This is a genomic window from Acinetobacter sp. LipI_23 (assembly GCF_058243045.1).
The window spans coordinates 1,707,101-1,733,201 of the sequence record NZ_JBZAYJ010000001.1; the positions used below are offsets into that span (position 1 = coordinate 1,707,101).

Annotated in this window: 17 protein-coding genes, 2 tRNA genes, 3 rRNA genes, 1 pseudogene and 1 riboswitch; of the genes and pseudogenes, 6 read left to right on the forward strand and 17 right to left on the reverse strand. The window is 41.7% G+C overall.

Annotation, left to right across the window (positions count from 1 at the left end; genetic code table 11):
• The first annotated feature begins 79 nt into the window (after positions 1-79).
• Positions 80-1,234, forward strand: a complete 1,155-nt coding sequence (locus AC4CVD_RS08405; RefSeq protein WP_490752840.1) for an MFS transporter — start codon at positions 80-82, stop codon at positions 1,232-1,234.
• A gap of 55 nt (positions 1,235-1,289) precedes the next feature.
• On the opposite strand, the gene AC4CVD_RS08410 is transcribed toward AC4CVD_RS08405, so the two are convergent.
• From AC4CVD_RS08410 to AC4CVD_RS08445, 8 genes and pseudogenes are all read right to left on the reverse strand, one after another.
• Positions 1,290-2,780, reverse strand: a complete 1,491-nt coding sequence (locus tag AC4CVD_RS08410; protein ID WP_490752842.1) for an amidase — start codon at positions 2,778-2,780, stop codon at positions 1,290-1,292.
• 54 nt (positions 2,781-2,834) lie between these two features.
• A pseudogene (locus AC4CVD_RS08415) lies at positions 2,835-4,265 on the reverse strand (GGDEF domain-containing protein).
• Positions 4,266-4,520: 255 nt separating this feature from the next.
• The gene (locus tag AC4CVD_RS08420; protein ID WP_004693026.1) at positions 4,521-4,748 is read right to left on the reverse strand and encodes a hypothetical protein; all 228 of its coding nucleotides are present in this window, start codon (positions 4,746-4,748) and stop codon (positions 4,521-4,523) included.
• Positions 4,749-4,930: 182 nt separating this feature from the next.
• Positions 4,931-6,175 carry a D-amino acid dehydrogenase gene (locus tag AC4CVD_RS08425; protein WP_490752843.1) on the reverse strand — a complete coding sequence of 415 codons (1,245 nt, stop codon included), beginning with the start codon at positions 6,173-6,175 and terminating at the stop codon, positions 4,931-4,933.
• Positions 6,176-6,307: 132 nt separating this feature from the next.
• A riboswitch (glycine riboswitch) is annotated at positions 6,308-6,394 on the reverse strand.
• 245 nt (positions 6,395-6,639) lie between these two features.
• Positions 6,640-7,443: a hypothetical protein gene (locus AC4CVD_RS08430; RefSeq protein ID WP_490752845.1), complete on the reverse strand. Its 804-nt coding sequence runs from the start codon at positions 7,441-7,443 to the stop codon at positions 6,640-6,642.
• A gap of 239 nt (positions 7,444-7,682) precedes the next feature.
• Positions 7,683-8,774, reverse strand: coding sequence for a chorismate synthase (gene aroC, locus AC4CVD_RS08435; RefSeq protein ID WP_490752847.1), 1,092 nt, complete (start codon positions 8,772-8,774; stop codon positions 7,683-7,685).
• A gap of 15 nt (positions 8,775-8,789) precedes the next feature.
• Positions 8,790-9,800 carry a 50S ribosomal protein L3 N(5)-glutamine methyltransferase gene (gene prmB, locus AC4CVD_RS08440; RefSeq protein ID WP_010326759.1) on the reverse strand — a complete coding sequence of 337 codons (1,011 nt, stop codon included), beginning with the start codon at positions 9,798-9,800 and terminating at the stop codon, positions 8,790-8,792.
• A gap of 105 nt (positions 9,801-9,905) precedes the next feature.
• Positions 9,906-10,295 carry a lysozyme inhibitor LprI family protein gene (locus AC4CVD_RS08445; RefSeq protein WP_004979507.1) on the reverse strand — a complete coding sequence of 130 codons (390 nt, stop codon included), beginning with the start codon at positions 10,293-10,295 and terminating at the stop codon, positions 9,906-9,908.
• Positions 10,296-10,521: 226 nt separating this feature from the next.
• On the opposite strand from AC4CVD_RS08445, the gene AC4CVD_RS08450 reads away from it, so the two are divergent.
• From AC4CVD_RS08450 to AC4CVD_RS08470, 5 genes are all read left to right on the forward strand, one after another.
• Positions 10,522-10,827 carry a hypothetical protein gene (locus tag AC4CVD_RS08450; protein WP_004979505.1) on the forward strand — a complete coding sequence of 102 codons (306 nt, stop codon included), beginning with the start codon at positions 10,522-10,524 and terminating at the stop codon, positions 10,825-10,827.
• A gap of 157 nt (positions 10,828-10,984) precedes the next feature.
• Positions 10,985-12,358 carry an ABC1 kinase family protein gene (locus tag AC4CVD_RS08455; protein ID WP_004979504.1) on the forward strand — a complete coding sequence of 458 codons (1,374 nt, stop codon included), beginning with the start codon at positions 10,985-10,987 and terminating at the stop codon, positions 12,356-12,358.
• Positions 12,359-12,589: 231 nt separating this feature from the next.
• Positions 12,590-13,876 (forward strand): acyl-CoA dehydrogenase family protein, encoded by a 1,287-nt coding sequence (locus AC4CVD_RS08460; protein WP_490753505.1) that lies wholly within the window; start codon positions 12,590-12,592, stop codon positions 13,874-13,876.
• A 17-nt stretch (positions 13,877-13,893) separates the two neighbouring features.
• Complete coding sequence (locus AC4CVD_RS08465) at positions 13,894-15,093, forward strand: acyl-CoA dehydrogenase family protein (protein ID WP_281963675.1); 1,200 nt, start codon at positions 13,894-13,896, stop codon at positions 15,091-15,093.
• A 699-nt stretch (positions 15,094-15,792) separates the two neighbouring features.
• Positions 15,793-16,356 (forward strand): lytic transglycosylase domain-containing protein, encoded by a 564-nt coding sequence (locus AC4CVD_RS08470; RefSeq protein WP_126036612.1) that lies wholly within the window; start codon positions 15,793-15,795, stop codon positions 16,354-16,356.
• 232 nt (positions 16,357-16,588) lie between these two features.
• Here the strand turns inward: AC4CVD_RS08470 and rrf are convergent.
• The 9 genes from rrf to ftsY all read right to left on the reverse strand — a co-directional run bounded on the left by rrf (position 16,589) and on the right by ftsY (position 26,050).
• A 5S ribosomal RNA gene (gene rrf / locus AC4CVD_RS08475) occupies positions 16,589-16,703 on the reverse strand.
• A gap of 175 nt (positions 16,704-16,878) precedes the next feature.
• Positions 16,879-19,772, reverse strand: a 23S ribosomal RNA gene (locus AC4CVD_RS08480).
• A 420-nt stretch (positions 19,773-20,192) separates the two neighbouring features.
• A tRNA-Ala gene (locus AC4CVD_RS08485) sits at positions 20,193-20,268 on the reverse strand.
• 66 nt (positions 20,269-20,334) lie between these two features.
• Positions 20,335-20,411 (reverse strand) — tRNA-Ile (locus tag AC4CVD_RS08490).
• A 61-nt stretch (positions 20,412-20,472) separates the two neighbouring features.
• Positions 20,473-22,010: ribosomal RNA gene (locus tag AC4CVD_RS08495) — 16S ribosomal RNA — on the reverse strand.
• Together the 16S, 23S and 5S rRNA genes with 2 tRNA genes alongside form the textbook arrangement of a ribosomal RNA operon.
• Positions 22,011-22,438: 428 nt before the next feature.
• Positions 22,439-23,101 (reverse strand): DUF2057 family protein, encoded by a 663-nt coding sequence (locus tag AC4CVD_RS08500; protein ID WP_279744667.1) that lies wholly within the window; start codon positions 23,099-23,101, stop codon positions 22,439-22,441.
• 194 nt (positions 23,102-23,295) lie between these two features.
• Positions 23,296-23,889, reverse strand: coding sequence for a nitroreductase family protein (locus tag AC4CVD_RS08505; protein WP_490752851.1), 594 nt, complete (start codon positions 23,887-23,889; stop codon positions 23,296-23,298).
• A 173-nt stretch (positions 23,890-24,062) separates the two neighbouring features.
• On the reverse strand, positions 24,063-24,749 hold the full coding sequence (locus AC4CVD_RS08510; RefSeq protein WP_490752853.1) for a nitroreductase family protein: 687 nt from the start codon (positions 24,747-24,749) through the stop codon (positions 24,063-24,065).
• A gap of 194 nt (positions 24,750-24,943) precedes the next feature.
• Positions 24,944-26,050: a signal recognition particle-docking protein FtsY gene (gene ftsY / locus AC4CVD_RS08515; protein WP_490752855.1), complete on the reverse strand. Its 1,107-nt coding sequence runs from the start codon at positions 26,048-26,050 to the stop codon at positions 24,944-24,946.
• Positions 26,051-26,101 lie beyond the last annotated feature (51 nt).

Consider the following 26,101-nt stretch of genomic DNA (forward strand, 5'->3'; position numbering starts at 1 on the left):
GAACCTTCATCGACTTGAAGCTTTATTTAGATTCAAGTCTTCTTCAAAATTTGCTCACCCTAGCAAGGAATACAGTACGATGCTTTCTTTCCCCATTCGGCACCGACTGGCTGGTTTTTACTTTTTCTATTATTCCATTGTGGGCACATTCATGCCGTTTTGGAGCCTGTATCTCGAAGATCAAGGCTTTAACTACAGTGAAATCGGTATCCTTTCCTCAATTGCGATCATTACCCGTTTTTTTGCTCCTTTTATTTGGGGCTGGATTGCAGATAAATCAGGGAAACGGATGCTCTTGGTCAGAGTCGCAACGTGGATGGAAGCCTGTATTTGGTTCATGATTTTTATCATTCCAAACTCCTTTCAGACTATCGCCCTGCTCATGCTGATCTTTAGCTTCTTCCAAAATGCCATTCTGGCTCAGTTTGAAGGCGTTACTCTATTTTGGCTCGCGGAACAACGCAGTGCGTTGTATGGAAAAGTTCGAAAATGGGGCTCTGTCGGTTTTATTGTCGGGGTTTTTGGTATCGGAGCCTTATTAGAGATTTTACCCATCACTATGCTGCCAGTTTTATTGCTGTGTATTTCTTTTTTGGCCTTTATTTGGTCATTTAGCATAAAAGAACCGACCACTGCACCCCATTCACAAGGGCAGCTCGAGCCATTGCTACCTATTTTAAAAAAAACCGTTGTCGCTGCATTTTTCGGTATCGAGTTTATTCTGCTTTTTTCGCATGCACCGTTTTATAGTTTTTATAGTAACTTCTTAAAACAAGCTGGTTACTCAACCACAGAAATTGGTTTTTTGTGGGCTGTCGGTGTCATGGCCGAAATTATTATGTTTGCCATTGCGCACATTTTTTTCAAACGTTTTTCATGGCGACTCATGGTGTCTATTTGTCTGATCCTCACGGCGCTACGCTGGTTTATGGTCGGTTCTTTTCCACAAATCTTCGCGATGCAATTCTTCGCACAAACTATCCATGCCTTTAGCTTTGGTTTATTTCACCTCATCGCCATGCGTATCATTTTCCAAAACTTTAGTTTAGGACAACAAGGACGTGGTCAAGCCCTATATAGCACCATGTGGGGACTGGGTGTAGCGTCTGGAAGTATTCTTGCAGGACATTATTGGCACAGCCTGTCAGGCGAATATATTTTTATTCTGGCAGGCTGTGCTGTGCTACTGGGCTTGGGTTTTATTCGCTACTTACCCAAAGAAGTTCAAGCTTAAAAAAGTTCTCTTCTGATCTGTGCCATAAACTACAACCGTTTAATTAATCTACTTTCTAAACTTTGATTTCACTATATTTATGAAACCATGGCTGGGCCTGTTCAAGCTGACTAGCCAACTGTAAGAGCCGATCTTCACGGGCAAAAGGCGCAATAAACTGCGAACCAAGCGGAAGATTATCAGCATTCCAATACAAAGGTACAGACATCGCGGGTAAACCTGTGATGTTGGCTAGCTGAGTAAAAGGCACCCAACGCAAATTATCTTTCACAATTTTATCAACCAGTTTTCCTTGTGCCAACAGATGTGCTTTGCCGACTTTTAATAAACTTTTTAAAATTGGTTTTTGCCATGATGGGGTAGAAATTTGCCCATTTTTGGGTGCGACTGAAGCTGTAGCAGGAGTCAGATAAAGATCATAATGATCAAAGAATTGGTTCATTTGGGTGACATACACCCCCCAATTATTCAGATTATGAATATATTCTAACGCAGTCGTTTTCGCACCAAAGGCAGCCAAAGCTAAAGAATCCAGCTCAAAATCTCCTGCTGTGGTCGGAACGTGTTGCTTGATCTGCTCTAACATATAAGAAAATTGACTAAACCACGTCGTGATAAAGTCTCTGGCCAAAGACATACCATCTATCTCAGGTTGCGCTTCAACCACTGTATGCCCTAAAGACTCCAACAAACGTGCAGTATGCTGCACAGCATCAATTGCATCTTTAGACACTGGGGTTCCGATAGGCGATTGAGTACTAAATGCAATTTTAAGTTTTTTTACAGGCTGCTGTAGACAGGCCAAATAGCTTTGGCTAGGTAGTTCAATTTTAAACAATGAGCTATGCTCTGCACCCTGCGTTGCATCTAACATGGCTGCACTGTCTCTTACACTTTTACTCAATACATGCTGTATCGCAGCGCCGTGCATTGCCTCACTCATATCTGGACCCCACGGCGTACGTCCACGACTTGGTTTTAAACCAAATAAACCGCAATATGATGCTGGAATTCGAATCGAACCACCGCCATCTCCCGCACCCGCAATAGGAACAATCCCTGCGGCCACTGCAGAAGCAGAGCCACCTGATGAGCCACCACTATTATGTTTTAAATTCCAAGGATTATGACAGGCTCCCCAAGCATCTGATTCCGTAATACCCTTGATTCCAAACTCAGGGGTATTGGTACGGCCAAAAGTTAAAATGCCTGTGTTTTCCCAACGGTTTACAATTTCTGCATTATGTTCTGCAATATGGCCTGTGCGCTTAAATGCTTGGCATCCATAAGAGGTTGGATAACCAGCATATTCTTGAAATAAATCCTTTACTAAAAAAGGCACCCCTGCAAATGGGCCAGACAATGCATTTTGTGCTCTGTTCTTAGCATAATCATGCATCGGAATAATAATCGCATTTAAAGCAGGATTGGTTTGTTGGCTACGCTCAATTGCAATTTGTAATAATTCAGCGGGATGGATTTGTTTTTGTGCAACCAACTCAGCTAAACCCAGCCCATCATAACGAAGGTATTCAGAAAAATTCATTTTTATCCAAGTATCTATAGTTTTTATTGTTTTATACTTTTACTAAATTTTAACCTATGAGGCAAGTTGTACTTGATTGCGTCCTAAAGTTTTGGCTTGATATAACGCCCGATCAGCACGATTTAACAAGCTCTGTAGGCTATTTTGCGTTGGTAAAACTTGATGCACCACACCAAGACTCACCGTCATACTCAAAACAGCATGTGCAACTTGGATTTTTGAAGTAGCGACAGCACGGCAGATACGTTCTGCAATGATTTGCGATTCAATTTCAGTGGTATTATTTAGCACCACCACAAATTCTTCACCGCCCATACGCGCAAATAAATCCTGTTCACGCAAATTACTTTTCACCGTCGTGGCAAAGCTTTGTAGCAATACATCACCAATATAGTGACCATATTGATCGTTCATTTTCTTAAAGTGATCAATATCTAGCACAATGATACTCATCTATTTAACCAGATTTTCCTTCAATAAGTTTTCAGTTTGAGTGAAGAAAAAACGGCGATTTCCCACATGAGTTAAGGGATCGTGGTTGGCCAGATAGAGCACTTCTTTATACAAATCATGACGATTACGACTCACAATACATAAAAGCAAAGGTGCAATCATCAACATGCACAGCCCTATACGCACCGAAATAGAAGTGGCCAAGAAGTTATCTGCTGTACGTGAAATATAATAGGTCGTTAAACTATGGTACGTCACAAAACAAACCAAACTGTTAATGATACTCACATAAAATAAGTTATAACTCAAAGCCGCCCAAATCAGCCCTGCTAAAGGGAAAAGTAAGGCGCCTGGACCAAAGAACAGATGAGTACATGCCACAGAAATTAAAACTGACAGTAAGGGTAAAACATCGACAAACTGGGTTTCGCACTGTCTACGATTATTCCACAGATACTTTAATTTTTTCGCTGCTGGAAAGGTCAACATGAGGGGTAAAAGTGAAATACAATTTAGCACTTCCCCTGTCCACCAAATATAAAACTCAGCCCACAGGTCTTGCGTGCCCATAAAAGTATGGGGCATATACGGAACGACCGCAACGGCAAATATCGCGCTGGAAAAACACCCAAGAAAAACACAAACCAAGAAAAGATAAAGAAAATTTAAACCTTTGTTATATGCACGATAGTCAATTTGTAAATAATGGATAAAAAATAAAGACACGCCTACTGTCATAAAATTGGCGATTGTTAAAGCCAACGTCAGCTCAAGATGATTCCCTGTGACTAAGTCTGCCGACATATAACCAATAAATGCGCCCAACCAGCCACCAACATTTCTGAGTCGCTTAAACCTTAAAAATAAGCCGATCAGTACGGCATTAGCTGGCCAAAAATAAGCGAAATATGCAATCGGTCGAGTGAATATCCCAAGCAAACAGCAGACAAAAATCACCGTAGCAACAATCAAAAATGCTCGGCCATGCTGTTTAAAATTCAACGAGACTTTTGTGAGCTTAACTGCGTACAAAATATTTCCTTATTTTTACATGAGTTATGATTAAACATCATGTTTTCTACTGTCTATTTGCTTGCGAAGGATGCATTAATGAAAAGTATTACAGATTGACAATATTTACTAAATAAACTCTATCGATTGTTCGTTATGGTTTCAATATAATTTTTTGATTTATATCCTGAATCTAAATATTTACGATTAAACGCTGATATCACTCTCACCCATAAAAAAAGCCTCCACATTGGGAGGCTTTTATTATTTTTGGACTTATTTCGCTTCAGAAGCTGCCGCTGGTGCTGATGCACCTGCTTCTTCAGACTCTAAAGGTGCAGCATCAATCATCTCTGGACTAACTTCAATATTGGTTACTGGTGTTTCAGCCGCTGAACTTTCCACTGGCGTTTGTTCAGTCTCTTGTTTTTTGTCACTACACGCAGCAAGCGACAGCATTGTTGCAGAAGCTAAAACCACCAAAGCCATTTTCATGTTAATCATTATGCACCTTCACATTAGTCATCAATTGCTTGAAACAATACTACTTATTTTTGCTCAAGTTTAAAGTATTCATTTGTGAGCAATCTTTTGAAATTAAGGCAGAATTATAACATCATTGAACAAAAATGATAAAAACAAGCTCGAAGCAAGCTTGTTTTTATCCCTCCAAGGATGCACTCGAATTAAACAGGATACGCTGTCGCGACTTCTTGACTAATCATTGCCGCAGTTGCCGCAGATAGCGTCCAACCTAAGTGCCCATGTCCTGTATTAAAGAACACACGTTCTAGCTTTCCACGGCGCACTACAGGCATCATATTCGGCATCATAGGGCGAAGACCTGCCCAAGGCACCGCATGCTCTGTCGAGACTTTAAAGTTACGATTGGTCCAGTCAACAAGAGGTTGAATCCGATCTGCACGGATATCACGGTTATAGCCATTAAATTCAGCAGTGCCCGCAACACGGAAACGATCTTTACCTAAACGTGAAGTTACAATCTTCGCGCTTTCATCCAGCAAACTCACCCACGGCGCATTTTGCTGACTCTCTTCGTCATTTAACATCACCGTAATCGAATATCCCTTTACAGGATAAACATTGACGCGTTCTTGGACCAATTCAGCCAATTGATAGCTACCCACCCCAGCACAAACCACAACAGCATCGGCAGCCAACATTTCCACTTCATTTGGAAGCAGTTCAACATTCTCTGAACTTGGCTGTAACTTCACTTCAACACCTGAAGTTAAATGTTCGATATCTGTCACATCCATACCAAAACGATACTTCACACCTAACTTTTTGGTAACTTCAGCCAAACCTGTGGTGTACTTATGAATATCACCCGTCGCATCACCCTCACAATAAAATCCAGCATAATAGTCGCCGGTCAATGTCGGCTCAATTTGCTTAATTTCTTCATTGCTTACCCCACAGCGTTCAAGTCCACCTTTATTGAGTAAATCATTGACTCGGATGGCAACGTCATAATCTTGTTTATTATGATAAAAATGCAAAATACCACGTTTTTCTAAATTGAAGTCGATTGACTCTTTATCCGCAATTTCGAACAAGCGCTGACGAGCCAATAAAGCCAAACGTACTGTTTCGTGGGTATTAGCCTCATAATGTTTAATATTGCCCAGAAATTCCATCAGCCATGCATATTTATGCACACTAAACGCAGGATTGAGCAATAAAGGGGCAGATTTTTGAGACATCCATTTCATGCCTTTCAGCACTGTCGATTTTTGGTTCCAAACTTCCGCATTGCATGCAGACAGTTGTCCACCATTTGCAAAAGAAGTTTCCATGGCTGGAAATAAATGACGATCCACAACTGTCACGTGATAACCCAGTTGACTTAATTCATAAGCAGTTGTGACGCCTGTAATTCCAGCACCAATGACAACGACATGACACATAGACACCTCCTTTTTATTGTTTGATGTCAACCCCATCTGTCATGTGTACCTGAGAGCTTCGACCTAAAACATCCCATGATGTTTTAAACCATCCCCTTCGGTGAGTGATTGAACACTTCTCTCCAGAGTTTTTTCATTATTACAGTCCTTTTGCCTGAGAGTTTCCGGGGTCGTTGCTCCTTCGGCGAATGCAGAACATTTCTCTCCTGCAATAATGCTTATTATTCTATGAGCAATTTATATACCATGTAATGATCCGGTTGAAAACTGCTCTTAAAGTATTATCTTTCGTTTATTTTTATAAAGCACAACCTCAGTTTAGGACAAGCATTGCACTATACTGGCTAACATGACTATCTTTTTGCTTCAAAAGAGGACACGTACTGTCGGACATTAGCGCTATCCTAAGGTCATCTAAACATCTTTGAGCATAGGTACGGTCTATACTCTTCGGATGTTTCATTTTATTTTTTCTCAACCTTAAAAGAATGAATGAGTTGTTCTGCATCTTGATAAATTTCTTGCCAATGTGGCAGTAATTCGCTATGAAAATCGATCTTTATATAACTCGTATTAAACCCATAATTGGGTTGATGTGCATTAAGTTCACAACTTGTTGCACCAGTCTTAAAATAAAGACACTTAATGGTTAGGCTTACCCCTTTACCTTTACGCTCCTGCCAATACACCTTTTTTCCAACACCATCATCACTTTTTACGTCTATTTCGTAGAGTCCCAAATCTGAGTTAAATGTTTTTGTTTCATCTATCCATACTTCACTCACCTCTTCTCCACCAGAAGACATTCCTTTCCTTAAATATTGTTTTAAAAGTAAAAACTCATTAAAAAAGTCTTTACTTCCCCACTCCTCTTTCCAAACTGAGCGTTGGTTTAATGCGATTGTGATATCATTTTTATACTCAGAACCTAGTCTAAAGCCTTCACTCGACGTTCTCATTTCAGGCCATTTCACTTTCAAAGCAATACTTTGAATTTGATCATCACAACCTTTGGCCTCGTGTTCTTCTTTGATATTTTTCCCCCAGTAATTAACACCTTGATAGGTCACTCTGCCAAAAAGTAAATACTGCTTATCAATAAGCATGTGCCGATCACCAAATTTTCCACAAGCATATAAGCGCGCTTTGACTTTTTCAGGGTCATGCATACTGTCATAGCCGTATATCAACAATGAAATAACCAAAACTGTGAGTAATGATAAAAATATAATGGTGCCTCGTCTGGCTGTGCTTATTTTTTTATTCATACGCCCCTTCTTTTTTCTTTTAAAAATTAACTCTCTAAATTTTCTTACTCAGTAAGACCAAATTTGGCACTTAACTTAATAGGTAAGATGCTGTTTTCTGAGTATCGTGATAACCATAGCGGGCATAATATGCCAACAGCTCTTTTCTTACATTTAAGATTAGCTTTCATACGTAAATAAAAAAAGTCAGACCGAAGTCTGACTTTAATGTGTATTCTCTTAAATATAAAGAGAATTTTCTAGTATTCAATCGGTGCAAATGGTGCAACGACATCTGCATTTTGAGCACGATGACGCAGAAAGTGATCCATTAAAACAATCGCAAGCATCGCTTCTGCAATCGGAGCCGCACGCACACCCACGCAAGGGTCATGACGACCTTTGGTTAATACATCCGTGTCTTCACGATTAATATTGATCGTTTTACCCGGTGTGGTAATAGATGCTGTTGGTTTAAGCGCAATTGCAACACGAATAGTTTGGCCACTCGAAATACCACCTAAAATGCCCCCTGCATGGTTCGCAAGGAAGCCATCAGTGGTTAACTCATCTCGGCTCTCATGTCCAAACTGACCAGCAACGGCAAAACCATCACCAATCTCAACCCCTTTGACCGCGTTAATCGACATCATGGCATGGGCAATGTCAGCATCTAGACGGTCAAAAACAGGCTCACCCCAACCTACAGGCACTTTTTCAGCCAAAATTTCAAGTTTTGCGCCGCAACTGGTACCTTGTTCACGTAATGAAGTCACCAGTGCTTCAAAACGCGGTACGGCATCGACATCGCCACAGAAAAATGGATTATTAGGTACTTCATTCCAATCCAATTTTTCCGCAACTTCAGTTCCAATTTGGGTCACATGACCACGAATTAAAATACCAAACTTTTCAGCCAAGTATTTTTTCGCAATTGCACCCGCAGCCACACGCATAGCCGTTTCACGCGCACTTGAACGACCACCACCACGGTAATCACGGAAACCATACTTTTGTGTATAAGTATAGTCTGCATGTCCCGGACGGAAGCTTTGTGCAATGTTACCGTAGTCTTTCGATTTTTGGTCGGTATTACGAATGAGTAAACCAATTGAAGTTCCAGTCGTTTTACCTTCAAACACACCTGAAATGATTTCAACTTCATCAGGTTCTTTGCGCTGTGTCGCAAATTTAGATGTGCCTGGCTTACGACGGTCTAAATCTTTTTGTAAATCGTCTGCTGTAAGCTCGAGGCCCGGTGGAACACCATCCACAATCGCCATTAAGCCTACACCATGAGATTCACCACAAGTCGTTACACGGAAGAGTTGCCCTATACTATTACCTGCCATGTCTAACGACTCCTTTTATGCTTGAACAGATTGAATGAATAAATCACGGAATTGACGGCATTGAGCAGCGGTCAATGCAAAGATTCCTGTACCGCCTTTTTGGAACTGTAACCAGTAAAAATCAACGGTATTAAAGTTTTGGCGCATTGCCCATTCAGAATTACCCACTTCAATCACGATGAGACCATCTTCAGTTAAGTAATCTGGCGCTTGAGCTAACATTTTACGAACCAAATCTAAGCCATCTTGACCTGCCGCCAATGCCAATTCTGGCTCATGGTGGAATTCTTCAGGTAAATCTGCCATGTCTTCAGCATCCACATAAGGTGGATTCGACACGATAAGATCGTATTGATTTTCAGCAGGAATTTTGGAAAACAAGTCAGACTCAAGTAGAGCGACTTGATACTGTTTGTCGTGGTGTTCCGAGTTAATTTGAGCCACTTCTAAAGCTTCTTTAGAAATATCCGTTGCATCTACTTCGGCATCTGGGTAGGCATAAGCCAAAGCAATCGCGATACAACCTGAGCCCGTACACATATCTAAAATACGTTGTGGCGTTTTTGGATTCGGGTTTTCTGGCAAGTTATTGACTGCCTCACCCATTTGGCCATTTTCACCCAAGCAATAAGGCGCAAAACGGTTTTGAATCAATTCTGCAATCGGTGAACGTGGAATCAGTACACGTTCGTCAACATAATATGGTTTGCCATCAAAATATGCCAAATTAAGCAAATATGAAGTCGGTACTTTTTCATTAATACGACGTTCTAATAAGCTTAAAACTTCTGTCTTTTCACTTGGTAGTAGCTTCGACTCTAAGATTTCAGCATCCGCATTCCAATCTAAAGATAAAGTTTGTAAAACCAAAGCTGAACTTTCAGCAAAATAGTCTTCTGTACCTTGACCTAAATGTGCATCGTATTGACGTAATGCTGTCACTCCAAAACGGATAAAATCACGAATTGTGCTTAAGTTTTCAGCGGCTTCCTGTATATGTTCAGGGCTAATAGTCGGGCGATCCACTAAAGGCGTCTCCAAGGTCATAATAAAAACGCCTTATGATACCCTGTTTTTCTATGATTTATAATGTTTTGATGCACGGCAAACACATTTTCATACGCTTTGCTCTTATTTGCTGATACTGCCTGTACGTGCTTCGTACATATCTGCACGGGTTTGCGTCATTTGCATCAGACAAGAAATACGCTGTAATTCAGTCTTTTCATTTTTCACGATAGGTTTGTTATTACAAATCTGATCACGCTGCGCCAGCCATTGCTGATGAGACTGTTTAACCAGTCCTTGCTCTTCTGCAGGAGCCTTCGCTAAATACGGCTTAAATACTTTCTTTAAACGTTTCTTTTGTACTTTATATTCTTTACTCATGCATGCATCAATTTCACTCAAGACATTGCCAGTTTGCTTCATGCATGCTTCATATTTTTTAGTTGGGCCCATTGCATAGGCTGAACCACTGAATAATCCCACAACAAGCAACGCACTGAATATTTGTTTCAATTCCTTTCCCCAAAGCAAATTTTCTTCATTGATTTTTTAATCTAATCATTCACAGCATCTGCGTGCTGCAGCGCTTTAATATAACATCCTATTTTGTATGAACATACTAGCCTCTTATAAAATTTCCACCGCACAGCTTTTTACATGAAGTCACAGGCTTTGCATTGAAACCTGATCAAACAGCCTTATTATAAGGTGAGTTCTTCTGCCAATATTCCCCAAATTTATGAGTTATAAACACAACAATTTAATGGCGATGCGTGAACGCTATTGGAATGACACCGAAAACAATCATGTCGCCACTGAAAAAGCCTATTTCCAAAAGCTGTTACAGCAACAAGGGATCTATGAATGTGCAACTATTGAAGATGCTCGATACTTCTTTTTTAGCCTACCGAGCATCATCATTGTTAAAGGTTATGCACATGGGTTTATGCACCAACCGGTACAAGAAATGATCCTGCAACACATACAAATGCATAAAGATGAATTGATTCAGAAAAATACCCTTAAAGTAAAATTTCGCATGTAACAATCCCGATTAGGCTTTATTTAGATGGTTGCTTAACACTTATGGCCTTTTTTAACTCGAGATTCAGCAAGTTGAACTTTTTTAATACGTGAATACACGATATTATCCGTTACAATCTAAAATGCTGCCCTTGCTGATGAAAGGATTTTACTGAATTATGTCAGATCACAACGATAAGCTTAAACAACTGAAAACCTCCTCTATGGATCGTCGTTTATCGATTGCCAAAGCTTCGTTGCTTGCTGGAACACGTTGGGCTGCGTCTAATGCGACAACTATGTTTTCTAGCGAAGAAGAAAAAGAAAAGAAACGCAAAAAAGCAATGAAAGAACAGGCCGATTATCTTGTTTCTGAAATAGGCAAACTTAAAGGTTCTATCGTCAAAATTGGCCAAATGATGGCACTTTATGGTGAACACTTTCTACCTGAAGAAATCACGCAAGCCTTAAATACTTTAAATAACCAAACAGTCGCTTTAGCGTGGCCTGCGATAAAACAGCAACTGCACAACCAGTTGGGTTCTAAACTAGATGATTTAACCATCGATCATGAGCCACTGGGCACTGCATCACTGGCACAAGTCCACCGTGCAACGCGTAAGTCTGATGGTTTAGAGATGGTATTGAAAATTCAATATCCTGGCGTTGCTGAAGCCATTGACTCAGACATGAGCCTGTTTAAAAACATGCTTAAACTGACACGTATGGTGCCGCAAACACGCGAGTTCGACCAATGGTTCGATGAAGTTCGTGAGATGATGCACCGTGAAGTGAATTATAAAATTGAGGCTGCAACCACACGCCGCTTTGCTGCTCGCTTAAAAGAAGACCCACGCTACATCGTGCCGCAAATTATAGATGGCTACTGCACAGACCAAGTATTGTGTATGACATTTGAACGTGGCGTGCCGATTAACAGCCCTGTCATGCTGTCTCTGCCGCAAGAACGTCGCAACAAACTTGGCGAAGCATCACTTGAAATTGCGGTACGTGAGATTTTTGAATGGGGTGAAATGCAGACCGACCCGAACTTTGGTAATTACCTCGTTCGCTTAGGTAATGGCAATGACATCTTGGACAAAATCGTTCTGCTTGATTTCGGCGCAATACGACAGTTTGATGAACACTTACTTGGTGTTGCACGCAAGCTCATTCATGCTGGGTTTAATCATAGTAGTGAAGAAATGGTTCAAGCGATGACAGGCTATGAGTTTTTCGACTCTATCCCTCAAAGCATTAAACCCGATATGGCTAAAGTCTTCTTACTCGCAACTGAAGCATTCAGCAGCCCAAGCAACAACCCAGACTTACCTGCTGGTGTTATGGATGAACACTTTGCTTATGACTGGAAAGCCAGTCAGCTTCATAGCCGTGTAATGCAACAAGCCTCAAAGTCGATGGCGTCTCGCTATTTTAGTGTTCCACCGAAAGAATTTATGTTTATCAGCCGTAAATTCATCGGTGCTTATACCTTTATGACTGTGATTGAAGCGAAAACTAATGTTCGCGCAATGGTGAAAAAATTTATCTAAAAGTACATTGACCAAAATGACGCGATGTCATTTTGGTCAATTGATCAATCATTTCAATTCCAAACGATTCAATAAAAAACTTAAAAAACAAAATATTAGAATAATTTAAAATACGCCACATACCGTTTATCTTTGACAATACGTCATGTCAGTCATGACATAGTTATTCGTGTGCCGCTATGTCAGCATAAAACCACAGAATAATTCTGCTGGATGAAAATAATGACAAATATGGTAAATAAGGCGCAGGGATTTGGCTTATCACTGATCACAAAAATGGCAAGTAGCGACGTACTTGACCAATTAAAACTTAGAAAATTTATGGAGAAATCGCTTTATCAAGGCTCAAAAGCGGGCTATAAGACTCTATCAAAAACACAAAAAGCCTTTAAAGCCAATAAAGATCTACATAAACAACGGCTCAACAATCAAGAAAAATCATTATTTGATCTGAGCTATTCAGAAGATCAGCAAATGACCATCGACACCATGTCTCAGTTTGCCGCCGATATACTTTACCCATTAGCCGCAAGTGCCGATCAAAATGAAACTTTTCCAACAGAGCTTTGGCAATATATTGAAGAGCTAGGTCTGAACTTTTATGCTTTGCCTGAGGCACTCGGTGGTGTCGCTGCTGAGAAAAATATTCTGAGTAATGTACTTATTGCAGAACATCTGGCCAAAGGTGATTTTAGTTTAGCCGCTGGTATGCTCTCTACCTTTAGTGTGATTAATGCCATTACACAATGGGGTTCTGAGCAAGTACAAGCTTTATATTTAAATAGTTTTGCGCAAGACAGTAGCATTCGCGCTAGCTTTGCAATCCAAGAAGTTACGCCTGCTTTTAATCCTTACCAGTTAAAAACCAAAGCCATTTCACGTGATGGTCAATATTTTATTCAAGGTGAAAAGACACTGGTACTATTGGCTGAAGGTGCAGATATTTTCCTTGTCAGTGCTGAACTTAATGGCCAAGCTGAAGTTTTTATTCTCAGACGGGATGAAAGTATTCAGTTTAAAAAATCTCCTGCTATGGGGCTCAAAGCAACGGAAACAGCAACTTTAATTTTTAATCAAACCCCTGCTTTACGCTTAGGTGATGAAGATTTCAACTACACGGCATTTTTAGACCTCGGCAATTTAATGTGGTGTGCAATGGCGGTCGGCACATGTGAAGCGGTCAAAAAATATTGTATTGAATATGCCAATGAACGTACCGCCTTTGGTGAACCAATTTCTCACCGTCAAAGTGTTGCTTTTATGATTGCCGATATGGCCATTGAAATTGATGCAATGCGTATGCTCATTCTAAATGCCGCAAGTCTAGCTGAATCTGGGCAGATATTTCACCGTGAAGCCTATTTAGCACGTTTACTTTGTGCCGAAAAAGCCATGAAAATTGGCACCGATGGTGTACAGATTTTAGGTGGGCACGGATTCACCAAAGAACATCCTGTTGAGCGTTGGTATCGTGATTTACGTGCAACAGCGATTGTTCACTCTGGTCTACATGCATAATAAAAAGGAAAACTGGCATGAATTTACAAAACCCTAAAAAATTTAAATTACTGATTGATCAAGCCCACCAAGTGGCCATCAATGTACTACGTCCTATCTCCCGAAAATACGACAAAGCTGAACACAGCTATCCTAAAGAATTGGATATGTTGGCATCTTTGGTCGATGGTATGAATGAAGGCGGTGAAGGTATGAACGCGGGTGCTGCTGTCGGTAAGCGGGGCACCAATGAACAAGGCAATAAAAATGGAGTGAATCTCTCTACCGCTTTAAGTGTAATTGAAATGTGTTATGGAGACACCGCTTTACTTCTATCAATGCCCCGCCAAGGGTTGGGAAACTCAGCAATTGCAGCTGTTGCCAATGAAGAGCAGTTAGGGCGTTTCAAAAACACATGGGCAGCCATGGCAATTACTGAACCAAACTGTGGCTCGGACTCTGCTGCTATTCGCACCACAGCAACAAAAGATGGTGAAGATTACATCTTAAATGGTGAAAAGATTTTCGTGACTTCAGGTGACCGTGCCGATGCTATCGTCGTTTGGGCAACTCTGGATAAAAAATTAGGTCGTTCAGCGATCAAATCTTTTGTGATTCCTAAAGGAACTGCTGGCATGACAGTAGAACGGTTAGAGCATAAGCTAGGAATTAAAGCCTCTGATACTGCAGTTATTCGTTTAATCGACTGCCAAGTACCAGCTAACAACCTATTGGGAAATGCAGAAATTGACATCGCTAAAGGCTTTGCTGGCGTGATGGAAACTTTTGATAATACCCGTCCGCTCGTTGCAGCGATGGCTATAGGCTGTGCCAAGGCCTCACTAGAACGCATTAAAGAGATTTTCAGCGATTGTTTGGATCCTCAATATATAACGCCATACTTACAAACGACTCATATTGCGAGCCAAATTTATCGCATGGAAGCCGAATGGGAAGCGGCTCGTTTACTGACCTTAAAAGCCGCCTGGATGGCAGATAACAAAAAGCCAAACTCAAAAGAAGCCTCCATCTCCAAAGCCAAAGCTGGTCGAATTTGTAATGAAATTACCCTTAAGTGCGTCGAACTTGCCTCAACAGTAGGCTACAACGAAGATGAGCTTTTAGAAAAATGGGCAAGAGATTCTAAAATTCTAGATATTTTTGAAGGTACGCAACAAATTCAGCAACTCATCATTGCACGCCGTGAACTCGGAAAGTCATCAAGCGAATTGAAATAAATTAAAACATCCCTTTCGGACATGTTGAAGCCATGGTTTCTCTAAATAAAGAATCATGGCTTCACATTGAAAGTAATGTAAATAAGAAAGCGTTGGACTTAGATTCATGCTATCTAACAACGGCTGAACTTATTTGTTGGGCTTCAAAAAACGTATCGCTATCACAGAATTTAGATTTATTGAGTAAATTTAATATTAGATAAATGTTTTTAATTTTTTATGTATCTCCACTCTATTTTTAAACATTATCGATGAGCATCATAAAACAAATATTCAATACTGTTTTCCATATGTGAGAAATACCCTTTTTTGAAATTTGAAACTTTTTATAAGTCCTCAGTCATGTCTTTACATTAGGCCTTATATCCTCATAATTTCAAACTTAATATTTGGAGAATAGCCAGTCTTACCAATGTAGATACTGCTTAGGCTATTTGCTATAAGCAAGAGGAATTTCTTTGACTTGTCCATGCAATCACCTATAAAGAAGCTAAATACGATGGGTTTATATGACAAAACTATCTTTGCAAGCGGGTCTACTCACAGCATAAAATCTAGGATTTCGATTAATCACCTCTATTTAGCTTAAATAAAGTACGGATTTAACAAAACCATAAAATAGTCCCTTCTGTCTCAACTTGACTGTAATTGCACAGCTCAATATGATCTTCTCAGACATTATACCAATGGATATACAGTTTGCTTAATTATCAACGATACTTGCCAACATCTCATATTAAAGCTAAATCTGTTTTAGTTTTAACAACAACTTTTTTAATATTTACTGGTTGTGCATCACTTGGTGGCGGTTCCGTTGAAAAGCGTTCAGCAAAATTAGCCAATGGCATTCAAAAGGCATATGCTGTTGAACCAACTACAGCACTACGTATTGCACCCATGATTGTACAAAGTGCCGATCGCTATAATGTCGATCCATTACTAGTTGCGGCGGTCATAAGACAAGAGTCCAGCTATAGAAATTATGCTGTTTCCCCTGCTGGTGCTATTGGACTTACCCAAGTTATCCCGCGCTATTGGCAACAAACCTGCCCTGGCGATTTATTTGAAGAAATTAATAATATTAATTGTGGCACTTATATTCTCGCTAACTATAACCAAAAAGCAGAAAGTTGGCCCAAAGCTTTGGCTTATTATAATGTCGGTCCAACAGGCTACCATTCGAGCTGGAAAATGAAACGTCAAGGAAAGAAATATGCCAAACAGGTTAAAGCACATCAAGAAAACTTAAAAGGTGCTCTATAACCTCTTGTAAATAAGACATAAAAGCCAGAAAATGCTGGTTTTTTACTATTTAGGCCCTTATAGATAGCTTATTTCCGGCTCTTTTCATCTGATTACTTCTTCTTATTTTTACCTATTAAATTTTAGAAGCCCTTATAGTGAAGTCTTCTCCGCTCTACTCTTTTTAGTTTTAATATATTCAGCATAAAAAAATCCCCCTCTGCTTTAAGCGGAGGGGGATTTAGAATTAATGAGCTGGCGATGACTTACTCTCACATGGATAACTCCACACTACCATCAGCGCTAAGAGGTTTCACTTCTGAGTTCGGGAAGGGATCAGGTGGTTCACTCTTGCTATTGTCGCCAGCACAACTGTTTATGACTATTCGTTGGGTCTAACCTCAGAGCAGTGCTCTTCGTGCCTAACTTTCATCAAATGAGTTATTAACAGGTATATTTGAGTTGGATATTTTATCTAGCTTTATAACTAAATCAAGTTGTTTGCAGTGATTTGAACCACAACACCAACTGTTTGGGTGTTGTATAGTCAAGCCTCACGAGCAATTAGTATTGGTCAGCTTCACATATCACTATGCTTCCACATCCAACCTATCAACGTCGTAGTCTTCAACGGCTCTTTAGAGGACATAAAGTCCTAGGGAAATCTTATCTTGAGGTAGGCTTCCCGCTTAGATGCTTTCAGCGGTTATCCCTTCCGAACATAGCTACCCGGCGATGCGACTGGCGTCACAACCGGTACACCAGAGGTTCGTCCACTCTGGTCCTCTCGTACTAGGAGCAGATCCTCTCAAATTTCCAACGCCCACGGTAGATAGGGACCGAACTGTCTCACGACGTTCTAAACCCAGCTCGCGTACCTCTTTAAATGGCGAACAGCCATACCCTTGGGACCTGCTTCAGCCCCAGGATGAGATGAGCCGACATCGAGGTGCCAAACACCGCCGTCGATATGAACTCTTGGGCGGTATCAGCCTGTTATCCCCAGAGTACCTTTTATCCGTTGAGCGATGGCCCTTCCATACAGAACCACCGGATCACTAAGACCTACTTTCGTACCTGCTCGACTTGTGGGTCTCGCAGTTAAGCGCGCTTTTGCCTTTATACTCTACGCGTGATTTCCGACCACGCTGAGCGCACCTTCGTACTCCTCCGTTACTCTTTAGGAGGAGACCGCCCCAGTCAAACTACCCACCAGACATGGTCCTCGTCCCGGATAACGGGACAGAGTTAGAACCTCAATATTACCAGGGTGGTATTTCAAGATTGGCTCCACCGAAACTAGCGTCTCGGTTTCAAAGCCTCCCACCTATCCTACACAAGTAAGATCAAAGTTCAATGTCAAGCTGCAGTAAAGGTTCACGGGGTCTTTCCGTCTAGCCGCGGGTACACCGCATCTTCACGGCGAATTCGATTTCACTGAGTCTCTGCTGGAGACAGCGCCCCCATCATTATGCCATTCGTGCAGGTCGGAACTTACCCGACAAGGAATTTCGCTACCTTAGGACCGTTATAGTTACGGCCGCCGTTTACTGGGGCTTCGATCAAGAGCTTCGCTTACGCTAACCCCATCAATTAACCTTCCAGCACCGGGCAGGCATCACACCCTATACGTCCACTTTCGTGTTTGCAGAGTGCTATGTTTTTAATAAACAGTTGCAGGGGCCTGGTTTCTGTGGCTGCCAATAGCTCAAGGAGTAAATCCTATCACCGTCGGCAGCGTACCTTCTCCCGAAGTTACGGTACCATTTTGCCTAGTTCCTTCAGCAGAGTTCTCTCAAGCGCTTTGGTCTACTCGACCTGACCACCTGTGTCGGTTTCGGGTACGATTCCTATGTAACTGAAGCTTAGAGACTTTTCCTGGAAGCATGGTATCAGCCACTTCACTGTACAAGTACAGCTTGCTATCAGTTCTCAGCATACAGTACCCCGGATTTGCCTAAGATACATGCCTACAACCTTCCACCTGGACAACCAACGCCAGGCTGACTTAACCTTCTCCGTCCTCTCATCGCATTACATAGAAGTATTGGAATATTAACCAATTTCCCATCGACTACGCCTCTCGGCCTCGCCTTAGGGGTCGACTCACCCAGCCCCGATTAACGTTGGACTGGAACCCTTGGTCTTTCAGCGTGCGAGTTTTTCACTCGCATTGTCGTTACTCACGTCAGCATTCGCACTTCTGATACCTCCAGCATACTTCTCAATACACCTTCATCGGCTTACAGAACGCTCCCCTACCACTTGCAATAAATTGCAAATCCGCAGCTTCGGCATATAGTTTTAGCCCCGTTACATCTTCCGCGCAGGCCGACTCGACTAGTGAGCTATTACGCTTTCTTTAAAGGGTGGCTGCTTCTAAGCCAACCTCCTAGCTGTCTATGCCTTCCCACATCGTTTCCCACTTAACTATAATTTTGGGGCCTTAGCTGGCGGTCTGGATTGTTTTCCTCTTGACTACGGACGTTAGCACCCGCAGTCTGTCTCCCGGATAGTACTCATTGGTATTCGGAGTTTGCATCGGTTTGGTAAGTCGGGATGACCCCCTAGCCGAAACAGTGCTCTACCCCCAATGGTATTCGTCCGAGGCGCTACCTAAATAGCTTTCGGGGAGAACCAGCTATCACCGAGTTTGATTAGCCTTTCACCCCTATCCACAAGTCATCCCCTGGCTTTTCAACGACAGTGGGTTCGGTCCTCCAGTTAGTGTTACCCAACCTTCAACCTGCTCATGGATAGATCACCCGGTTTCGGGTCTACACCCAGCAACTAAACGCCCTATTAAGACTCGATTTCTCTACGGCTCCCCTATGCGGTTAACCTCGCTACTGAATGTAAGTCGCTGACCCATTATACAAAAGGTACGCAGTCACCGAACATGTCGGCTCCCACTGCTTGTATGCATGCGGTTTCAGGATCTATTTCACTCCCCTCACAGGGGTTCTTTTCGCCTTTCCCTCACGGTACTGGTTCACTATCGGTCAGTCAGGAGTATTTAGCCTTGGAGGATGGTCCCCCCATATTCAGACAAGGTTTCACGTGCCCCGCCCTACTCGACATCATCATATCAGCCCTTTCGTGTACAGGACTATCACCCACTATGGTTGCACTTCCCAGAGCATTCCACTAAAACTGATATGACTTAATGGGCTTTTCCCCGTTCGCTCGCCGCTACTGAGGGAATCTCAATTGATTTCTTTTCCTAAGGGTACTGAGATGTTTCACTTCCCCTCGTTCGCCTCGTATGACTATGTATTCATCATACGATACCTGCCTTATGACAGGTGGGTTTCCCCATTCAGAAATCTCCGGATCACAGGATATTTGCCGCCTCCCCGGAGCTTATCGCAGGCTATTACGTCTTTCATCGCCTCTGACTGCCAAGGCATCCACCACATGCACTTAATTACTTGACTATACAACCCCAAACAGTCGTTAATCCCTACAAGTAGGATTAAGACAGTCTATGATGATTTCTCATCACTTCCTTACAGTTTGTTGTTCTGTGTACTTAAACACTGTACAGCTTCAATTCAATTCACATACCAAAACGCTTGATTCAGTTAATTTCGCTAGTAACTCATTTCATTCAACGTTAACAATTGCTTGTTAAGTTAACTAAAACGAGTATGAACAAATTATTTCAACTCAAATATATTCTGTTAATGATTTTTCCAGCCTTCGTCAGGTCAGGAAACTGTGATAAATCACAGAAGTTAATAAGCTTCAACTTACTAAATTCTATAATCCAACCTATCTGCGCGAAGCATAGCTTCTTGCTTAAATTTCAAGGAAAAGCCTTAAAGCAGTGCTTTAAGTTTTCTTGTCTTGAAATTTGGTGGAGACTAGGAGAGTCGAACTCCTGACCTCCTGCGTGCAAAGCAGGCGCTCTACCAACTAAGCTAAGTCCCCAGCTTATCAATAAGTCAATGTTTCTGTTTCTGTATTCAGCATTTAACAATGCTTGTTAGTCAGATTTGGTGGGTCTGACAAGACTTGAACTTGTGACCCCACGCTTATCAAGCGTGTGCTCTAACCAACTGAGCTACAGACCCTCAGATACATCGTCATGAAGAACAACTTGTTGTGGATTCTTACCAATCGTCAATCTTTCGTTAAGGAGGTGATCCAGCCGCAGGTTCCCCTACGGCTACCTTGTTACGACTTCACCCCAGTCATCGGCCACACCGTGGTAAGCGTCCTCCTTGCGGTTAGACTACCTACTTCTGGTGCAACAAATTCCCATGGTGTGACGGGCGGTGTGTACAAGGCCCGGGAACGTATTCACCGCGGCATTCTGATCCGCGATTACTAGCGATTCCGACTTCATGGAGTCGAGTTGCAGACTCCAATCCGGACTACGATCGGCTTTTTGAGATTAGCATCCTATCGCTAGGTAGCAACCCTTTGTACCGACCATTGTAGCACGTGTGTAGCCCTGGTCGTAAGGGCCATGATGACTTGACGTCGTCCCCGCCTTCCTCCAGTTTGTCACTGGCAGTATCCTTAAAGTTCCCGGCTTAACCCGCTGGCAAATAAGGAAAAGGGTTGCGCTCGTTGCGGGACTTAACCCAACATCTCACGACACGAGCTGACGACAGCCATGCAGCACCTGTATGTAAGTTCCCGAAGGCACCAATCCATCTCTGGAAAGTTCTTACTATGTCAAGACCAGGTAAGGTTCTTCGCGTTGCATCGAATTAAACCACATGCTCCACCGCTTGTGCGGGCCCCCGTCAATTCATTTGAGTTTTAGTCTTGCGACCGTACTCCCCAGGCGGTCTACTTATCGCGTTAGCTGCGCCACTAAAGCCTCAAAGGCCCCAACGGCTAGTAGACATCGTTTACGGCATGGACTACCAGGGTATCTAATCCTGTTTGCTCCCCATGCTTTCGTACCTCAGCGTCAGTATTAGGCCAGATGGCTGCCTTCGCCATCGGTATTCCTCCAGATCTCTACGCATTTCACCGCTACACCTGGAATTCTACCATCCTCTCCCATACTCTAGCTTCCCAGTATCGAATGCAATTCCTAAGTTAAGCTCAGGGATTTCACATCCGACTTAAGAAGCCGCCTACGCACGCTTTACGCCCAGTAAATCCGATTAACGCTCGCACCCTCTGTATTACCGCGGCTGCTGGCACAGAGTTAGCCGGTGCTTATTCTGCGAGTAACGTCCACTATCCTAGAGTATTAATCCAAGTAGCCTCCTCCTCGCTTAAAGTGCTTTACAACCAAAAGGCCTTCTTCACACACGCGGCATGGCTGGATCAGGCTTTCGCCCATTGTCCAATATTCCCCACTGCTGCCTCCCGTAGGAGTCTGGGCCGTGTCTCAGTCCCAGTGTGGCGGATCATCCTCTCAGACCCGCTACAGATCGTCGCCTTGGTAGGCCTTTACCCCACCAACTAGCTAATCTGACTTAGGCTCATCTATTAGCGCAAGGTCCGAAGATCCCCTGCTTTCCCCCGTAGGGCGTATGCGGTATTAGCATTCCTTTCGGAATGTTGTCCCCCACTAATAGGCAGATTCCTAAGCATTACTCACCCGTCCGCCGCTAGGTCAGGTAGCAAGCTACCCTTCCCCGCTCGACTTGCATGTGTTAAGCCTGCCGCCAGCGTTCAATCTGAGCCATGATCAAACTCTTCAGTTAAAAATCATTAGTAGCTTATGGCTACAAATCTTGGCTCATCAATTTTCTGACAAATATTTCTCAAATAAACTTCGAGTAATTTTTACCATTCAATCAATGAAATATTTTCGATCGATCAATCAGTAAAAATCCACACAAGTTGTTCTTCATAATCTCTTAATGATCTTCTTGCTGATTCGTCATCAGCAAGACCTTCGCTTTAAGTTATTCACTACATTACGTTGGTGTGCTGCGTATTCTATACAGTTTTATTTGCAGCGCAAGTGCATTTAAATAAATAATTCAAAAAAACCATTTGACTGGTTATTTTTAAAGCAAAAAAATACGTTTTAGATTAAATTATAGTCAATTTTATCAAGTTATCCATTATATAAATGTGTTATTTAAATAAAAAAACAGCTAACGCTGTTTTTTTTAGAATGTACCAGCTACTGTGCTTGTTCAGCAAGCCAAGCCATAAACGCTTGGCGTTCAGATTTAGATGCACTTTTCCAAGTATTAATTAATTGTTGAGCATTGCCAGAACTTGTTAAATCTTTTTGTTTCTCTATCCCAGCTTTCGCAACAACAGCTTGTGACGTATAGACCGGTGCAGGTTGTACCACTGTCGTTGCTTTTTGAGTTAGATCGGTTGGTGCATCGCTAAATAAATTTTGAAGAATGCCTGCATTTTGAGTTTTACTGCCCTTTTGCTCAACCAGTAACTGATTTTTGGCATTGTAGAGACCAAAGATCGGCTGCTTGGCATAAGCTTTGGCATCATCATGGTTTTGCGGAGGATTGATCAGTGCCAAACGGTAAGACTGTTGGTCTTGTAAAATTGGGGTCTTAATATTCACAATCCCTGAGCGAACGATATCGTGTGAGCCAATACCCGGATGCTCTTCAAAAAATTGGGTATAGCGAACACTGATAATATTCTCACCTGCATCAATATTATATTTATTGTCAGAACTGAATAAACGACTCTTAACCTCTTGCCCATTCAAGCCTTCAATTTTTATTTCCTCTGGGGCAGTAATAGTCACTGCTGAAAATACTGAAGTACTCAACATCAATGCTGCTGTTGCAAGGGTTATGCGTAAGGTCATTTTTACACTCTATCGATGGTTTATTAAAGTGTTGCACTATGCAGTTTATAAATGACAATTTTATGACAATTTCTGAGCTTAGAACCAATTCGCAACTACAATATATATTGCTAAGCTTTGATATTTTAAAGATAAATCTCAAAATAAAAAAAGAGCAGACTTACTCTGCTCTTTTTTATTTGAACAACGAGCTATTAATTGAATGTTTTAAAGCGGTCCGCTTCCGCCATAAATGTTTTCTCGCCCGCAGGTACTTCAATCGAACCAAAAACAAGTTGTGCACGAAGTTTCCAATTCGCAGGGATATCGAAGATCTCTGCAATCTCAGCATCTACGATTGGATTGTAATGCTGTAATGACGCACCAACATTTTGTTCAGATAACGCAGTCCATACGGAAAATTGAGCAATTGCAGAAGAATGTTCAGACCAAACTGGGAAATTATCTGCATAAAGCGCAAATTGTTCCTGCAATGATTTTACAACATCTTGGTCTTCATAAAATAAAACCGTACCATAGCCTGCAGCAAAGCTATTAATTTTTGCATTTGTGCCTTCAAAAGCAGCTTCTGGAACAATTTTACGTAAAGTTTCACGCACCACATTCCAAAACTGTAAATGCGACTCACCAAACAAAGTCACAATACGAGAAGTCTGTGAGTTAAATGCAGAAGGACTGTGATTTACCGCTTCTTTAATTACAGATTCAATTTGTTCTGGTGTTAATGCTACATTTTTACCAACAGCATAAATGGTACGGCGTTGTTTGATGTGGTCTAAAAATGACATGTTATTTTCCTCAGCGATCTCACGATCTTGTTATATGCAGATTCATATTCATCATAGCTATAATTTCAAATTTGAACATGCTTAATTCAGCGACATAGTGTCTTAAAAATAGAACAATATGCCATAGCAATACAAAACTTGATCTAGAAACCTCTAAAGATTATCTCGTGTCATTATGCATAGATCATAAAGCGCTCTTCATCTTTATAATGTTCTTTTTCAGCGACTTTTTCTTCTATCGAACCAAAGACCAATTGCGCACGTAACAGCCAATGTTTTGGAATCTCAAAAACCCTGGAGATATCAGCATCAATACTCGGGTTATAATGTTGTAATGACGCACCCAAACCTGCATCTGCTAAACAAGTCCATACAGCATATTGGGCCATACCTGAAACTTGCTCTGACCAAACTGGAAATTCTGCCGCATCAAAAGGAATTTTCTTTTGTAATTTTTGAATGATCTGCTGATCTTCATAGAATAGAACTGTACCAAATCCTGCCGAGCATTGATCAACCTTCAGTTCTACACCAGCAAAAATATGCGCGGGGACTAACTTGCGCTGCACTTCTTTTACGACATTCCAAAAGTGATGATGTGAATCGCCCATTAAAATCACAATACAAGTACTTTGTGAATTATGTGCCGAAGGACAACTTCGCACAGCCTCTTGGATCAATTCAGCTAAATACATCTGACTTAAATGTACACGCTTCCCTAAAACATAAATACTACGTCGCTTTTTTAGTTGATCGATAAATGTGGTTTGTTTTAGGTCTTCTTCGTGATTTTTTTTAAATTTTAAGTCTTTGGTTAAATCCGTTGTTAGAACTTGTCCAATTTTATGTAATAAAGCCATACCGTGTTCCCCCAAATGTACAGTGTTGCCTATTGTGTTAGGCGCTAGTGTAATCTCAGGAGAATCACTTATATTCATTACGTGATTTCTAAATGCTTGTTTTTAAAATAAACAAATTGAATAAAAAAATAAACTCCGCATTTAGCGGAGTTTATGTGACTGATCTAACACTTTAAAAACAGTATTGTTGAGTCTTATTTCTCTGTTTCGAACAAAGCAGCAACAAAGGATTTTGCAGAGAAAGGACGTAAGTCGTCAATTTTCTCACCAACACCAATAAAACGAATTGGAACATGCGTACGACTGGCAATATTGAATAGTACACCACCTTTCGCAGTACCATCGAGTTTAGTAATCGTAAGGCCTGTCAAGCCAACTGCCTCATCAAACATTTCTACTTGATTAATCGCATTTTGACCTGTTCCTGCATCGACCACCAACATAACTTCGTGTGGCGCAGTCGCATCGATTTTTTGCATGACACGTTTTACTTTGGTCAACTCTTGCATGAGATGACCTTTGTTATGTAAACGACCTGCGGTATCTGCGATCAAGACATCAACACCTTTCGCACGTGCACTTTCAAAAGCATCGAAAATTACGGAAGCGCTGTCAGCACCATGGCCTTGTGCGATTACGGCAATATTATTACGCTCACCCCAAATTTGAAGCTGCTCAGTCGCTGCCGCACGGAAAGTATCCCCCGCAGCAAGCATCACTTTCTTGCCTTCACCTTGTAAACGTTTTGCCAATTTACCAATGGTTGTGGTTTTACCCACACCGTTTACGCCCACCACCAAAATCACATAAGGCGTTTTGTTCGGATCGATGTGTAAAGGTTTCACACGTGGCACAAGTAAAGCCACCAACTCTTCTTGAAGCGCTTTATAGAGCGAGTGCGAGTAAATTAAATCGCCACGTGCAGTACGTTCAGTTAAGTTGGTAATGATGGTTTTCGTTGCATCAACGCCAATGTCGGCCACGAGAAGCTGCTCTTCAACTTCTTCAAGCAGTTCGTCATCAATTTCCTTACCACCGATCAAAATATTGACCATACCATCAGCAAGGTTTTTACGGGTTTTGGTTAACCCTTCTTTCATGCGGCTAAAGAAACCGCCTTTTGCAGATGCCTCTGCTTCTTCTGCGCTTGTTTCAGCAACCACAACTGGACTAACAACTGTTTGCTCTTTTGTTTCAACGATTGGCACATTGACCACAGGTAAACTTGGTAGTGTGACATCGTCATCCCCGATATCAGCATCAATCAAAAATTTGTTCTGCTCATTAGATTGCTGTTGCATGCCGAATCCTTGAAAAGCACTGCGTTAAAAAAGACAGATTCTACCATAAAA

What these genes read in the sequence shown, in the direction of transcription:
- AC4CVD_RS08510 (WP_490752853.1), bottom strand. Translation starts at nt 24,749, where the DNA reads ATGGCTTTATTACATAAAATTGGACAAGTTCTAACAACGGATTTAACC.
- aroC (WP_490752847.1), bottom strand. Translation starts at nt 8,774, where the DNA reads ATGGCAGGTAATAGTATAGGGCAACTCTTCCGTGTAACGACTTGTGGT.
- AC4CVD_RS08465 (WP_281963675.1), top strand. Translation starts at nt 13,894, where the DNA reads ATGAATTTACAAAACCCTAAAAAATTTAAATTACTGATTGATCAAGCC.
- AC4CVD_RS08405 (WP_490752840.1), top strand. Translation starts at nt 80, where the DNA reads ATGCTTTCTTTCCCCATTCGGCACCGACTGGCTGGTTTTTACTTTTTC.
- AC4CVD_RS08455 (WP_004979504.1), top strand. Translation starts at nt 10,985, where the DNA reads ATGTCAGATCACAACGATAAGCTTAAACAACTGAAAACCTCCTCTATG.
- AC4CVD_RS08505 (WP_490752851.1), bottom strand. Translation starts at nt 23,889, where the DNA reads ATGTCATTTTTAGACCACATCAAACAACGCCGTACCATTTATGCTGTT.
- AC4CVD_RS08500 (WP_279744667.1), bottom strand. Translation starts at nt 23,101, where the DNA reads ATGACCTTACGCATAACCCTTGCAACAGCAGCATTGATGTTGAGTACT.
- AC4CVD_RS08430 (WP_490752845.1), bottom strand. Translation starts at nt 7,443, where the DNA reads ATGAATAAAAAAATAAGCACAGCCAGACGAGGCACCATTATATTTTTA.
- AC4CVD_RS08450 (WP_004979505.1), top strand. Translation starts at nt 10,522, where the DNA reads ATGAGTTATAAACACAACAATTTAATGGCGATGCGTGAACGCTATTGG.
- AC4CVD_RS08420 (WP_004693026.1), bottom strand. Translation starts at nt 4,748, where the DNA reads ATGATTAACATGAAAATGGCTTTGGTGGTTTTAGCTTCTGCAACAATG.
- ftsY (WP_490752855.1), bottom strand. Translation starts at nt 26,050, where the DNA reads ATGCAACAGCAATCTAATGAGCAGAACAAATTTTTGATTGATGCTGAT.
- AC4CVD_RS08460 (WP_490753505.1), top strand. Translation starts at nt 12,590, where the DNA reads ATGGTAAATAAGGCGCAGGGATTTGGCTTATCACTGATCACAAAAATG.
- AC4CVD_RS08425 (WP_490752843.1), bottom strand. Translation starts at nt 6,175, where the DNA reads ATGTGTCATGTCGTTGTCATTGGTGCTGGAATTACAGGCGTCACAACT.
- AC4CVD_RS08410 (WP_490752842.1), bottom strand. Translation starts at nt 2,780, where the DNA reads ATGAATTTTTCTGAATACCTTCGTTATGATGGGCTGGGTTTAGCTGAG.